This is a genomic window from Methyloparacoccus murrellii (assembly GCF_054657115.1).
Window position 1 is genome coordinate 24,813 of record NZ_BAAHXD010000013.1, and the last position, 12,514, is coordinate 37,326.

Genomic DNA, 12,514 nt, shown 5'->3' on the forward strand with positions numbered 1-12,514 from the left:
CCGGTTTTTTCATGGGTCCCTGTGAGCCTGCCGCCGTTGTTTCAGGGCTGTCGCGCCGGCAGCGCCGGGTCGAGCGCCTTGTCGGTACTTTCCGCGCCGCACACCGGCAGCCCGGTCGGGTCCAGCAGGCCGAGCTGTACCAGCACCGTGGCCTGATCCCAGTAGATGTGCTCGCTGACCAGGCGATCGCCCTCGAAGCCGACGCTGGCGACCAGCATCACCTTGACGTGCCGGCCGGTGGGCGGAACACCCGGCAGCAGCCACGGCATGGCCAGCGTGTGGGTAAACTCGAAAACCATCTCGTCGACCAGGCGGTCATGGCCGACGGTGCGGCCGATCAGGGTCATCCGGGTGTCCGGCGGCATCTGCGGGGTGACGCTGGCGCCATAGAACCGGCGCAGCTCCTCCCGGCCCCGCCCGCCGGTCATCACCGGAATATGATTGACACAGGCATGCGGCACCATGGTGTCCAGCGTGGACTCGGTATCCCGGGTTTCGAATTCGTAGCCTACGTGCTGCTCCCACAGGGCGGATCAGGCGCTGCTGGCGGGGTGTCAGGTTTTCCGCTGTCATGTTTTGCTCCCGGTGTCGTGCCGATGGGCTGAGCCCGATGGTCTTGCCGTTACGCCGCCCGCCGCCATGGCCAGCCCCCGCCGGGGGCTGGCCTACCCCAGCTGCCGGGCCAGCAGTGTCACCGGATGCAGGACCTCGATGTCGGCCAGGCCACGCTGGCGCAGGCCGGCGCGCAGGTGCATGGCGCAGCCGGGATTGGAGGTCAGCAACAGGGCGGGCCGGGCGGCGGCGATGGCGTCGAGCACGTCCTCACGCAGGGCGTTGGCCATCCCGGGGTGGTCGATCAGGTAGCTGCCGGCGGCGCCGCAGCAGCGGGTCTGGGCCGGGAGGGCGACGACCTTCAGTTCGGGAATGCGGCCAAGCAGCGCGAGGGCATGGCGGTCGGCGCGCAGCACGTTCCGCAGGCTGCATGGCGCGTGCAGGCAGACGGTGCGCGGCAGCGGCTTGACGGCCAGCCCCTCCGGCCAGGCCTGCCCGGTGAGGAATTGGCTGATGTCGAGCACCCGCCGGCTGAAGGCGCGGGCAGCATCCGAGGCGTCGTCCCGGTCGTATTCGCGCAGCATGGCGCCGCAGCCACTGGCGAAGCTGACGATGGGGGGGGCATCCTGGTCGGCGGCGAAGGCATGCAGGTTCTCGCGGATGCGCTCGCTCGCGGCGGCCGGTTCGCCGGCATGCTGCTCCAGTGCCCCGCAGCAGGTCTGCCCGGCGGGAATGTCGACCGCCAGCCCGAGCCGGTGCAGCACGGTCATGGCCGCCTGCACGGTGGCGCGATCGGCCAGCCCGGCCGTGCAGCCCAGGAACAGCTCGACGCTGCCACGCACCGGCCCCTGCGGCGGGCGATGGAGCCCCGGCGCCGGCAGCGGCGCCGCGTCGGCGGGCGGGAGGCCGGCGGTCATCTCCCCCGCGCCGGCCAGGCGCGCCAGGGCGGTGGTCACGCCCCGGGCCGAGCCGGACAGCAGCCGGTCGCTGATCGTGGCCAGGGGGGCGCGGGTCAGCGCCGCCCGGATGACGGCCTTTTTCAGGCGCGGCGCCAGTGCCTGCCCGTGCGCCGCCGCGCCGGTCTCGCCACGGAAGCGGTCGACGATGCGCCCGTAGGGAACGTAGGCGGGACAGGCCGATTCGCAGGCCCGGCACAGCAGGCAGTTGTCGATGTGCTCCAGCAGGGCCGGCGTCGGCGGAAGTTCGTCCCGGGCCCAGCCCTGGATCAGGGACAGGCGCCCGCGCGGCGACTCGTTCTCGTCCTGGGTCTTGAGATAGGTCGGGCAGTGCGGCAGGCACAGGCCGCACTTGACACAGATATCGGTTTCCGCGGCGAGCTGCGGGTCGCGCATGGGGCGGGCGTCGGCCGGGCGAGGGGCGTGCCTGGCCGGCCTCAGTGCCGGAAATGGCGCATGCCGGTGAAGACCATGGCCATGCCATGCGCGTCGGCGGCGGCGATCACTTCCTCGTCACGCACCGAGCCACCGGGCTGGATGATGGCGGCCACGCCCTCGGCGGCCGCCGAGTCGACGTTGTCCCGGAACGGGAAGAAGGCGTCCGACGCCATGACCGAGCCGGCTACCGGCAGCCCGGCGTCGGCGGCCTTGATTGCGGCGATGCGGACGGAGTAGACCCGGCTCATCTGGCCGGCGCCGACGCCGACGGTCTGGCCGTCACTGGCGTAGACGATGGCATTGGACTTGACGAATTTCGCCACCCGCCAGGCGAACAGCAGGTCGGTGATTTCCCGCTCGCTGGGCGCGCGCCGGGTCACGACCCTGAGGTCGGTGCGCAGGATGTGGCCATTGTCGCGCGCCTGCACCAGCAACCCGCCGGTGACCCGCTTGTAGTCCCAGCCCTCGGCGGCATCGGTGTCCCAGTGGCCGGTTTCCAGCACGCGGATATTGGGTTTGCCCGCCAGAACGGGCAGGGCGGCCGCGGCGATGCGCGGTGCTAGGATCACTTCGACGAATTGCCGCTCGACGATGGCGCGGGCGGTTTCGGCATCGAGTTCGGCGTTGAAGGCGATGATGCCGCCGAAAGCCGAGGTCGCGTCGGTGGCGTAGGCACGTTCGTAGGCGGCCGTCAGCGTTGCGCCCAGGGCCACGCCGCAGGGATTGGCATGCTTGACGATGACGCAGGCGGGGCCGTCGGTGAAGGACTTGACGCACTCCAGCGCGGCATCGGCGTCGGCGATGTTGTTGTAGGACAGTTCCTTGCCCTGCAGCTGGCGGGCGCTGGCCACGCAGCCGCGCGGCGGGTGCGGCTCGACATAGAAGGCGCCCTGCTGGTGGGGGTTCTCGCCATAGCGCATGCCCTGGGCATGCCGGAAGCGCAGCACCAGCGGATCGGGGAAGCGCTCGCTGCCCTCGACCCCGCCGAGGTAGGCGGCGATGGCCGCATCGTAGGCTGCCGTGTGGCGGAAGCTCTTGATGGCCAGCCGGAAACGGGTGGCGTCGGTCAGGACGCCGTCCCGGCTGCCGAGTTCGTCCAGCACGGCCGTGTAGTCGGCTGGGTCGACCACCACGGCGACGGCGGCATGGTTCTTGGCCGCGGCCCGGATCATCGCCGGGCCGCCGATGTCGATATTCTCGATCGCATCCTCCAGTGAACAGCCGGGCCGGGCCACCGTGGCTTCGAACGGGTACAGGTTGACGACCACGAGATCGATGGAGCCGATGCCGTGCTCCGCCATGACCGCCTCGTCGGTGCCACGCCGGCCGAGGATGCCGCCATGGATTTTCGGATGCAGGGTCTTGATGCGGCCGCCCATCATCTCCGGGAAGCCGGTATAGCGCGAGACTTCGGTCGCCGCGATGCCGGCCTCCGTCAGCGCCTTGTAGGTGCCGCCGGAGGAGAGGATTTCGACGCCGAGCGACGCCAGCCCCCGGGCCAGTTCGACCAGGCCGGTCTTGTCGGAAACGCTGAGCAGGGCACGGGTGACGCGAGGATTCATGGCGGTCTTGCCTGGAAGTGGAAGAAGGGAATGGCGGAGTCAGTCGATGCCGTACAGGCTCATCTTCTTGCGCAGCGTGCTGCGGCTGACGCCCAGCACCTGGGCGGCGCGGGTCTGGTTGTGGCCGCACTGCTCCAGCACCGTGCGGATCAGCGGCTGCTCGACCTCGGCGATGACCAGATCATAGAGGTTGGTGACACCGTGACCATCCAGGCGCGCGAAGTAGTCGTCCAGTGCCTGGCGGACATGGTGACTGAGGATGCCATCCTGGCCGGAGTCGGCCAGGAGCCCGTCGAGCCTGCCGTCGGCGCCATTGGGCGTGCCGCTCATGCGGCCCGGGCCTCAATCAGCTGTGCCAAGGCGGTGGTCATGACGGCCAGCTGGCCGCGCGCGGTGTGTTCGGTGTTGAAACGGGCTTTGAGATTCATGGGGCAGGCAAGATGATCCAGGTACCAGCCGACATGCTTGCGGGCGATGCGCAACCCCTGGTGTTCGCCATAGAAGGCATGGAGCTCCTGTACATGTTCGAGAATCAGGTTGCAAATCTCGGTTGTGTCCGGCGGATCGGCCGGTTGTTCCCGATTCAGTGTTCTGGCCAGGGAGGTGAACAGCCAGGGTCGGCCCAGGGCCGCGCGTCCGATCATGACGGCATCGGCGCCGGTCTGTTCCAGCACGGCCAGCGCTTTGGCCGGGCTGTCGATGTCCCCGTTGGCGATCACGGGAATCCTGACGGACCGCTTGACGTGCCGGATTGTACGGTATTCGGCAGACCCGGAAAACCCGCAGGCGCGGGTGCGGCCGTGCACGGCGAGCGCCTGGATGCCGCTGTCTTCGGCGACCCTGGCGATGCGCACGGCGTTGCGGTTGGCGGGGTCCCAGCCGGTGCGGATCTTCAGGGTGACCGGGGTGTCGACCGCCTCGACCACCGCCGCCAGGATGCGTCCCACCAGTCTTTCGTCCTGCAGCAGCGCCGAACCGGCGGCCTTGTTGCAGACCTTCTTGGCCGGGCAGCCCATGTTGATGTCGATGATCTGCGCGCCCCGGTCGACGTTGATGCGTGCCGCCTCGGCCATGTCGGCCGGTTCGTTGCCGAGGATCTGCACGGCGCGCAGGCCCGTTTCGCCGCGGTGGTCGGTACGCAGCAGGGTCTTGCGGTCGTGCCGCAGGGCCGGGTTGGCCGAGATCATCTCGCTGACCGCCAGCGCCGCGCCATAGCGCCGGCACAGGCTGCGGAACGGTCGGTCCGTGATGCCGGCCATGGGGGCCAGGATCAGTCGGTTGGCCAGGATGTGGGGGCCGATCTGCATGGGGGCTTGGGCCGGAAAAAAGCGCGCAAGTGTAGCCAGCATCCCGCCCGCATGCAAAGCGCCGCCGGCTCGGCGGCCCGGCCGCTCAGCCCGGCCGGGCCGCCAGCACCGTGTCCGCTGCCGCTAGCACCCGATCGACCGAGTGCGCGCCCATGCAGTCGAAGCGCCCGCCGCAGCTCGGCCGGCGATGGCAGGGGGAGCAGTCGCGCGGCTGGTAGAGCACGCATCCATCCGCCCGCCCGGTGTCGAGATAGGGCGAGGTGGAGCCGAACAGCGCGACGGTCGGCGTCCGCATGGCGGTGCCGAGGTGGGTGAGGCCGGTATCGACGCCGATCAGCAGCCGGGCCGATCCGATCAGCGCGGCGCATTCCGCCAGGCTGGTCCAGCCGGTCAGGTTGACCAGCGGGCCGCCGGCCCGGGCCGCGATGCCGGCGGCCCGCTCGACATCCCCGCGGCCGCCCAGCATGACCGGCGTGAGGTGCGCCGGCAGCCGCCCGGCCAGCTCCGCCCAGCGCTCGTCGAACCAGTGTTTCTGCGGGCGGGTGGTGAACGGCGCCAGCACCGCGTAGTCGCCGGCAATGCCGTTGCTGGCGCGCAGTGCGGCCGCCGAATCCCAGGCCGAATCGGGCACGGCGATGTCCGGGACGAAATGATCGGGCCGCGCGCCCAGGCGGACCGCCAGGTCGCGGTACTCCTTGCCCAGGCGCGGGTCGTCATCCAGCGTCGGCAGCGGCATCACCTCGCTCATCAGCCACTGGCTGCCCTCGCGCGAGCCCAGGCCGATCCGTCGCGGCGCGCCGCTGGCCCGGGCCCAGACCCCGCTCTTCAGCAGACCTTGCAGATCCAGCGCCAGGTCGTAGCGTGCGCTCCGCAGCCGGCCGGCCATGGCGACCATTTCCCGCGCCAGTTCGCCGAGGCGCCCGGCCTGGCGCAGCGTTTTCCAGCGTCCGCGGGGCAGGGCGATGACCTGGTCCAGCCGGGGGTTGTGTCGCAGCAGTTCCGTTTGTGCCGTCTCGGCGAGCCAGTCGATCCGCGCCTCGGGCCAGAGGCTGCGGAGGGCCGGTATCAGGCCCGAGGCCATGATGATGTCGCCGATCGCGCTCAGGCGGATGATGAGGATGCGCTGCGGCGACATGCGGGAGCGGCCGTCAGCTGCCCAGACTGGAGGCCAGCGGCGCGTCGAAACGGTAGCCGAAGCGCTCGATGTCGGGCCGGTAATGCCGGGCGACCAGTTCCGCCATGGTGTCGTTGTAGTAGGCGCGATAATCGTGCTGGCGGTCCTTGGCCTTGCGCGCGTGCGGCAGGGCCGGACAGGCGATGCCGATGCGCCGGCAGGCTTCCGCAAAGTCGTCGTGCAGGAATTCGTAGCGGCCGGTGAAGTCGATCAGGTTGTTGCCGTGCAGGTCGACCAGATAATCGCTTTGCAGCTCCACCGACATGTCGGCGTGGTATTGCGGCGGCCGCTCGGGATCGAATTTCCAGCGCAGGAAGGCTTCGAAGCCGTCGATGTGGGTGATGACGTCGGGTCGTTCGCGGCGGATGTGGTGATAGGAACTGACCTGGAGATCCCAGGGGTTGCGCACGAAGGCGAACTTGAACAGTTTCTCGAACACCTCGCGCGGCAGCATCTCCTTGGCGGCGATGAGCTTGGCGTGACGGGGGAACTTGGCGCCGATCCGGTGTCCCGTCAGCGCGCTGATGCGGCTGCACAGGAATTGCGGCAGCCGATAGGGGTCGCTCCACTTGTAGCGCCACAGCGAGTCACGGATGCTGGTGCCGCCGGTCTTGGCGATATGGACGAAGAGGAAGTTGTAGCGCAGGGACAGCAGCATGGCGGACGTGACGGCTCGGCGGCGTGGAAATCGGTGCAGGATAGCAGCGATCGCCGGAGGCCGAGAAACGCGGCCCCGCCGGAGCAGCGCTGGCCAGACCTTGATCGGGAGCGAAACATCCCAACATCGTGGCCATCGTCAACTCAACTTCATGGGATGCTGAACCACCATGCGTATGGATAAATTGACCGGCAAGTTTCAATCGGCCCTGGCCGACGCGCAGAGTCTGGCCCTCGGCAAGGACCAGCAATTCATCGAACCCGTGCACGTCATGATCGCCCTGCTGGATCAGGACGGCGGCACCGTGCGCCCGCTGCTGACCCAGTGCGGCGTCAACGCGGCGGGCCTCAGGAGCACCCTGGGCCAGATTCTCGACCGCCTGCCCCGGGTCGAGGGCACCGGCGGCGACGTACAGATTTCCAGCGACCTGCTCCGGCTGCTCAATCTTACCGACAAGCTGGCGCAGAAGCGTGGCGACCAGTTCATCACCAGCGAAATGTTCGTGCTGGCGGCGCTGGAGGACAAGGGTGCCGTTGGCGAGGCGCTGCAAAAGGCCGGACTCAGGCCCGAGCAACTGCTGCAGGCCATCGAGAAAGTGCGCGGCGGCCAGAAAGTGGATGACCCCAACGTCGAGGAGCAGCGCGGCGCCCTGCAGAAGTACACGATCGATCTGACTGCCCGCGCCGAGCAGGGCAAGCTGGACCCGGTGATCGGTCGCGACGACGAGATCCGCCGCACCATCCAGGTGCTGCAGCGCCGCACCAAGAACAACCCGGTGCTGATCGGCGAGCCCGGCGTCGGCAAGACCGCCATCGTCGAGGGGCTGGCGCTGCGCATCATCAACGGCGAGGTGCCCGAGGGCGTCAAGTCCAAGCGGCTGCTGGCGCTGGACATGGCCGCGCTGATCGCCGGCACCAAGTTCCGCGGCGAGTTCGAGGAGCGCATGAAGGCGCTGCTCAACGACATCGCCAAGCAGGAAGGTCAGGTCATCCTCTTTATCGACGAACTCCATACCCTGGTCGGCGCCGGCAAGGCCGATGGCGCCATGGACGCCGGCAACATGCTCAAGCCGGCGCTGGCGCGCGGCGAGTTGCACTGCATCGGTGCCACTACGCTGGACGAATATCGCCAGTACATCGAGAAGGACGCCGCGCTGGAACGCCGTTTCCAGAAGGTGCTGGTCAACGAACCCAGCGTCGAGGACACTATCGCCATCCTGCGCGGGCTGAAGGAAAAGTACGAGGTGCATCACGGCATCACCATCACCGACCCGGCCATCGTCGCGGCGGCGACCCTGTCGCACCGCTACATTACCGACCGCAACCTGCCGGACAAGGCCATCGACCTGGTTGACGAGGCCAGCAGCCGCATTCGCATGGAAATCGACTCCAAGCCCGAGGAGATGGACCGGCTCGATCGCCGCCTGATCCAGTACAAGATCGAGCGCGAGGCCCTGAAGAAGGAGACCGACGAGGCGTCCCGCCGCCGTCTCAGCGAGCTACAGGAGCGCATCGACGAGATGGAACGCGAATACGCCGAACTGGAGGAAGTCTGGAAGGCCGAGAAGGCCGCCCTGCAGGGCAACACCGCCATCAAGGAGAAGCTGGAAAAGGCCAGGCTCGACCTGGAGGCTGCCCGCCGCGCCGGTGATCTGGCGCGCATGTCGCAGCTCCAGTACGGCGAGATTCCCGAGCTGCAGAAGCAGCTGGAGGCCGCCGATGCCGCCGAGGCGCAGGAGGCGACCCTGGTGCGCAACAAGGTCACCGACGAGGAAATCGCCGAGGTCGTCTCCAAGTGGACCGGCATCCCGGTGGCCAAGATGCTGGAGGGCGAGCGCGAGAAGCTGTTGCAGATGGAGGCCGAGCTGGGCCGGCGCGTGGTCGGCCAGCAGGAAGCCATCCGCGCCGTGTCCGACGCCATCCGCCGCTCGCGGGCTGGCTTGTCCGACCCGCGCCGGCCGAACGGCTCGTTCCTGTTCCTGGGTCCCACCGGCGTCGGCAAGACCGAGCTGTGCAAGGCGCTGGCCTCGTTCCTGTTCGATACCGAGGAGGCCATGATCCGCATCGACATGTCCGAGTTCATGGAGAAGCACTCCGTGGCCCGGCTGATCGGCGCGCCGCCCGGCTACGTCGGCTACGAGGAGGGCGGCTACCTGACCGAAGCGGTGCGCCGCCGGCCCTACGCCGTGATCCTGCTGGACGAGGTCGAGAAGGCCCACCCGGACGTGTTCAACATCCTGCTGCAGGTGCTGGACGACGGCCGCCTGACCGATGGCCATGGCCGTACGGTGGATTTCCGCAACGCGGTCATCATCATGACCTCCAACCTGGGTTCCGACCGCATCCAGGAACTGGCCGGCGAGGAGAACTACGCCCTGATGAAGGAGGCCGTCATGGCCGTGGTGCGCCTGCACTTCCGCCCGGAATTCATCAACCGGGTGGATGAGGTGGTGGTCTTCCATCCCTTGCAGAGGGACCAGATCCGCGCCATCTGCAAGATCCAGATCGGCTATCTGGAGCAGCGGCTGGCCGAGCGCGACATCGCGCTGGTGGTTGCCGACGCTGCCCTGGACCATCTGGGCGCGGCCGGCTTCGATCCGATCTACGGCGCCCGTCCGCTCAAGCGCGCCATCCAGCAGGAGCTGGAAAATGCCCTGGCGCAGGACATCCTGGCCGGCCGCATCGGTTCCGGTGATACCGTCACCGCCGATGCCGAGGCAGGCAGGATCGTGTTCTCGGTGACGGCGGCGGCGTGATGCCGGGCTGAGGCGGAGGCTCCGGCCGGGCAAGCCGCCGTGGTCCCGCCCCGGGCGGGAGCTGCGACCGGTCGGCCGATTGGTCGCAGCCTGACGGCGCCAGCCGGGCGGGACGGCTTTGCCGGGCCACCGGTTCGTGCTTGGGCGGTCGTGTAGAATGCCGCCCGGGTGTCGACCGCGCCGGGCCCGCGACGGTGGCGGTTGCCGGCGACTGGCTGGAACTGAACTGCTTCGAGGCCACTCCCCTCGCCTTCCAGAGCCCGTGCCGGCCGGCGTTCGCGCACGCCTCAACCTGCAACACGATGGCCCGATCGCGCCCCGGGCTGCAACCGGAGATGGAATCAGGCACACGCTGTCATGGATGCACGCAATTGCCTCTTGTATGACCCTCACGCGAGCAGTGGGCAAATCCTTGCCCTGATCAACGACGCCGGTTGGCGGGTAACCCGCATCGACGCCGCGCAGCCGGCCTATCTGCATAAGACCGAGGACGGCAGGGGCGTCGGCCTGGCCGTCATCGGCGCGCGCGCGCTGGCCGATGGCTTGCCCGTCCAGCGGCTGATCGCCCAGAGCCCCTGCCGGCCCTGGGTGGCGCTGCTGGAGCCGGAGGTGACCCTGACCCAGGATCTGCTGCACCTGCTCGGCACCTATTTCGAGGACTATCAGGTCCTGCCGGTGAGTCCGGAGCGACTGGGCTTCACGCTGTACCGGGCCGGTGTTCGCCATGCCCACCTGCCCGGCGCCGGGCAAGCCCGGGTGCTCTGGCCCGAGCTGATCCTGCAGGGCAGCAGTCCGCCGGCCCTGCGCTTGCAGGCCGATGTCGAGCGGGCCGCCGAGTCCGATTCCCCGGTCTGGATCGAGGGCCCCCCGGGGTCGGGCAAGGCCATGACAGCGCGCGCCATCCATCGCAGATCCTGGCGCAGTCTCGCGCCTTTCGTGCCGTTCACCTGCCTTGCCGGCGCGGCAGCGGACGACATCCGGGCCGAGCTGTTCGGTGTCGGGGAGACCCGTGCCGCCAGCGGTTCGGCCATGCGCCGGGGCCGTATCGACAGCGCCCAGGTGGGCGTGCTGTTCCTCGACGGCGTCGATGTCCTGCCGCTGGCGGTGCAGCAGGATCTCCTGCAGCTCTTGCAGAAACGCGTGTTCCGGCGCCGTGGCGGCGAGGACTTCATCCCGGTCGATGTGCGGATCATGGTGGCCTCCGGCGGCGATCTCGACCGGGCCGTTGCCGACGGCGACTTTCTGCCGGCCTTGCGGAATGAGTTTGCCCGGCTGCGGATCGGCGTTCCGGGCCTCAGCGCGCGGGCCGAGGACGTCGAGAGCCTGGCGCGGGCGTCCCTGCGTCAGCAGTTTCCCGGTACGGCCTTTGCCTTTGCGCCCGCAACGCTGGCCTTGCTGCCCCGGCATGACTGGCCGGGCAACCTGCGCGAACTGATCAACCGCATCGCGCGGGCGGTCCTGGTCGCCGATGGCGCCACTCTGCTGCCTGAGCACTTGGGACTGGGCGAGGCCAGCGCCGCCCCGCCGCGCCGGCCCGGTGTCATGCGTCTGGGCGCGGCCAAGGCGCAGGCCGAGAGGGCGGTAGTCGTGTCGGCACTGGTCGAGGCCGGACACAACATCTCCCAGGCTGCGCGCCTGCTGGGGGTCTCGCGCATGACGCTGTACCGGCTGATGGACAAGCACGGCATCCGCGAGGATACCCGCACGCTTGCCGAATGACGGCCGGCGGCGCTGCCGCTACAGCCAGCGCCAGTGCCCGAAGCTGGCGGCCTGGCCGCGATAAATGTCGCGGGCATCGACGAGATTCCAGACGGTTGCCGCCTCGATGACGAAACGGCGCCCGTGCCGGCCGATGCGGATGCCGCGGTAACCGTCCGAGTAGCCCCGCTCGGCGACATCCCTCAGCAAGGCGGCGCGCTCCTCGCGCCGGTCCGCCTCCGCCGACAGGCGTGACGGGCAGCGGGTCATCTCGTCCCAGGTCATGGCGAAAACACCCAGTGCCGTCTGGTTGGCGTAGTTGAACAGCGGATCGGGCTGCGTGTCGTGCGACAGCAGTGCCCAGGGTGCCGTGTAGAGGTAGCGCGCGGCTTCGGCATCGCTCATCCGCGCCGGGGTCAGCTCGCGTCCGGTCCAGTGCCGGAAGCTGCGGCGGATGAGGCCGACATGCTCGGCCAGGAACTGGTTGGCTTCGGAGGGCGGTGGCGGCGCGGTCATGCGTGGCGTGGTGTGGCTCTGATGAGAGGGGGATTCTAGCCCGGGCAGGCCCCGCCGGGCAGCTTGTCGTCCGCCGCCGGGCCCGATAGCATCGGTCCGATGCCAGGGGAGACAGCATGACCAAGTATGGGGGCAGGGTACTGCACAGCCGTCGCGATGACATGGGGCTCATCGAGGTGGTGGAGACCCATGGCATCCGCTCCCTGCATTTCGGGACGCCGGCCCGGCAGAGCTGTCTCTGTCTCGCCACTCCGGAGCGGCTGGAACTGCCGTACCTGCGGGCCATGCTGATCGGCCTTGCCTTCGTCGCCACGCCGCGCCGCATCCTGCTGCTGGGCCTGGGAGGTGGCTCGCTGGCCGGCTTCCTGCTGGCCCACTGCCGGGGGGCCAGCATCGAGGCGGTCGAGTTGCGACCGGCCATGATCGAGATCGCGCGGGAGTACTTCGGCCTGCCGGAATCGTCGCGGCTGCGCATTCGCATCGCCGACGCGGGCGAGTACATCAATGTCCTGGCTGCGCGGGGTGAGCGCGATTTCGACCTGATCCTGGTCGATGCCTTCGATGATCAGGGCGTGGCGCCCTTTGTCATGCAGCACGACTTCTTCTCCGCTGCCGCCACCTGCCTGGCGCCGGGCGGCGTGTTCAGCGTCAACCTCTGGAGCGCCCATGCCGAATCCTTCCGTGCCGTGATGCGCCTGGTAAAGCTCTATTTTCCATGCGCCGCCCATGCCTTGCCGGTCATGGGGCGCGGCAACGTCATCGGTGTCGGTCTCCGGTCCGGCGGCCCGCCGATCCGCTTTCGCGAGGCCCTGGCGGCGGCGCAGCGCTTGCAGCAATCGCTGGGCATCGAATTCACCCGGCTGCTGCAGCGCCTCGCACCGCCCTGGCCGCGCTGAGG

Annotated in this window: 11 protein-coding genes; 3 read left to right on the forward strand and 8 right to left on the reverse strand. The window is 69.0% G+C overall.

All coding sequences use genetic code 11. The features are described 5' to 3' along the window. Positions 1–41 precede the first annotated feature (41 nt). The 7 genes from ACYQ1H_RS05530 to ACYQ1H_RS05560 form a co-directional block, all read right to left on the reverse strand. The gene (locus tag ACYQ1H_RS05530) at positions 42–527 is read right to left on the reverse strand and encodes an ester cyclase (protein WP_460027087.1); all 486 of its coding nucleotides are present in this window, start codon (positions 525–527) and stop codon (positions 42–44) included. 138 nt (positions 528–665) lie between these two features. After that, complete coding sequence (locus ACYQ1H_RS05535; protein ID WP_460027043.1) at positions 666–1,904, reverse strand: (Fe-S)-binding protein; 1,239 nt, start codon at positions 1,902–1,904, stop codon at positions 666–668. A 41-nt stretch (positions 1,905–1,945) separates the two neighbouring features. Then, the gene (gene purH, locus ACYQ1H_RS05540) at positions 1,946–3,508 is read right to left on the reverse strand and encodes a bifunctional phosphoribosylaminoimidazolecarboxamide formyltransferase/IMP cyclohydrolase (RefSeq protein WP_460027044.1); all 1,563 of its coding nucleotides are present in this window, start codon (positions 3,506–3,508) and stop codon (positions 1,946–1,948) included. A gap of 39 nt (positions 3,509–3,547) precedes the next feature. Next, positions 3,548–3,838, reverse strand: coding sequence for a helix-turn-helix domain-containing protein (locus ACYQ1H_RS05545; RefSeq protein ID WP_460027045.1), 291 nt, complete (start codon positions 3,836–3,838; stop codon positions 3,548–3,550). Next, positions 3,835–4,815, reverse strand: a complete 981-nt coding sequence (gene dusB / locus ACYQ1H_RS05550; protein WP_460027046.1) for a tRNA dihydrouridine synthase DusB — start codon at positions 4,813–4,815, stop codon at positions 3,835–3,837. The genes ACYQ1H_RS05545 and dusB overlap by 4 nt, the downstream gene beginning before the upstream one ends. Before the next feature lie 85 nt (positions 4,816–4,900). Then, positions 4,901–5,950, reverse strand: a complete 1,050-nt coding sequence (locus tag ACYQ1H_RS05555) for a glycosyltransferase family 9 protein (protein WP_460027047.1) — start codon at positions 5,948–5,950, stop codon at positions 4,901–4,903. Between the two features lie 13 nt (positions 5,951–5,963). Next, on the reverse strand, positions 5,964–6,647 hold the full coding sequence (locus ACYQ1H_RS05560; protein ID WP_460027048.1) for a sulfotransferase family 2 domain-containing protein: 684 nt from the start codon (positions 6,645–6,647) through the stop codon (positions 5,964–5,966). Between the two features lie 169 nt (positions 6,648–6,816). Between ACYQ1H_RS05560 and clpB the strand changes: the two genes are divergently transcribed. Both clpB and ACYQ1H_RS05570 read left to right on the forward strand, forming a co-directional pair. Continuing rightward, positions 6,817–9,402 (forward strand): ATP-dependent chaperone ClpB, encoded by a 2,586-nt coding sequence (clpB, locus tag ACYQ1H_RS05565; protein WP_460027049.1) that lies wholly within the window; start codon positions 6,817–6,819, stop codon positions 9,400–9,402. Positions 9,403–9,759: 357 nt separating this feature from the next. Then, entirely contained in the window at positions 9,760–11,121 is a 1,362-nt protein-coding gene (locus ACYQ1H_RS05570) for a sigma-54-dependent transcriptional regulator (RefSeq protein WP_460027050.1), read from the forward strand. Between the two features lie 18 nt (positions 11,122–11,139). Here the strand turns inward: ACYQ1H_RS05570 and ACYQ1H_RS05575 are convergent, their stop codons facing one another. Further along, positions 11,140–11,616 carry an MEKHLA domain-containing protein gene (locus ACYQ1H_RS05575; RefSeq protein WP_460027051.1) on the reverse strand — a complete coding sequence of 159 codons (477 nt, stop codon included), beginning with the start codon at positions 11,614–11,616 and terminating at the stop codon, positions 11,140–11,142. Positions 11,617–11,732: 116 nt separating this feature from the next. On the opposite strand from ACYQ1H_RS05575, the gene ACYQ1H_RS05580 reads away from it, so the two are divergent. Then, positions 11,733–12,512: a fused MFS/spermidine synthase gene (locus ACYQ1H_RS05580; RefSeq protein WP_460027052.1), complete on the forward strand. Its 780-nt coding sequence runs from the start codon at positions 11,733–11,735 to the stop codon at positions 12,510–12,512. Positions 12,513–12,514: the final 2 nt, after the last annotated feature.

Coding starts and splice junctions, on each gene's coding strand:
- ACYQ1H_RS05560 (WP_460027048.1), bottom strand. CDS start 6,647: ATGCTGCTGTCCCTGCGCTACAACTTCCTCTTCGTCCATATCGCCAAG.
- ACYQ1H_RS05580 (WP_460027052.1), top strand. CDS start 11,733: ATGACCAAGTATGGGGGCAGGGTACTGCACAGCCGTCGCGATGACATG.
- ACYQ1H_RS05570 (WP_460027050.1), top strand. CDS start 9,760: ATGGATGCACGCAATTGCCTCTTGTATGACCCTCACGCGAGCAGTGGG.
- ACYQ1H_RS05555 (WP_460027047.1), bottom strand. CDS start 5,950: ATGTCGCCGCAGCGCATCCTCATCATCCGCCTGAGCGCGATCGGCGAC.
- ACYQ1H_RS05535 (WP_460027043.1), bottom strand. CDS start 1,904: ATGCGCGACCCGCAGCTCGCCGCGGAAACCGATATCTGTGTCAAGTGC.
- purH (WP_460027044.1), bottom strand. CDS start 3,508: ATGAATCCTCGCGTCACCCGTGCCCTGCTCAGCGTTTCCGACAAGACC.
- ACYQ1H_RS05575 (WP_460027051.1), bottom strand. CDS start 11,616: ATGACCGCGCCGCCACCGCCCTCCGAAGCCAACCAGTTCCTGGCCGAG.
- ACYQ1H_RS05545 (WP_460027045.1), bottom strand. CDS start 3,838: ATGAGCGGCACGCCCAATGGCGCCGACGGCAGGCTCGACGGGCTCCTG.
- dusB (WP_460027046.1), bottom strand. CDS start 4,815: ATGCAGATCGGCCCCCACATCCTGGCCAACCGACTGATCCTGGCCCCC.
- clpB (WP_460027049.1), top strand. CDS start 6,817: ATGCGTATGGATAAATTGACCGGCAAGTTTCAATCGGCCCTGGCCGAC.